The sequence below is a fragment of the Psychrobacter sp. S1-30-MNA-CIBAN-0213 genome (genome assembly GCF_040309845.1).
Taxonomy (GTDB): Bacteria; Pseudomonadota; Gammaproteobacteria; order Pseudomonadales; family Moraxellaceae; genus Psychrobacter.
Genome location: NZ_JBEOPE010000106.1, coordinates 1 through 259 on the forward strand (window position 1 = coordinate 1; position 259 = coordinate 259).

Genomic DNA, 259 nt, shown 5'->3' on the forward strand with positions numbered 1-259 from the left:
CTGTCTGACTTAGGATAGAGTACGTAGTAGTTTTTGTTGTCATATGGCTGAGTGATTTTGAAGTTTTGATCAATCTTGCTTGGATCACCTGACAGTAGCAAAGCTGGGGTATTACCTACTTGGCTGTCGACATTCTGCTTAGTCGCTTGCTCTAAATCTTTGTCATAAACCCACATAGAATTACCATTAGCAACGATCAACTGCTCTGATGGTGACTTGGTTTCCCAGCGAAAGTTATTTGGACGTTGGACACTCATAG

At 41.7% G+C, this 259-nt stretch carries 1 protein-coding gene; it reads right to left on the minus strand.

The genetic code is table 11. The features are described from left to right. Positions 1-259, minus strand: a 259-nt coding sequence (locus AAEY87_RS14135; RefSeq protein WP_350657629.1) for an outer-membrane lipoprotein carrier protein LolA, incomplete at both ends; no start/stop codon positions are given.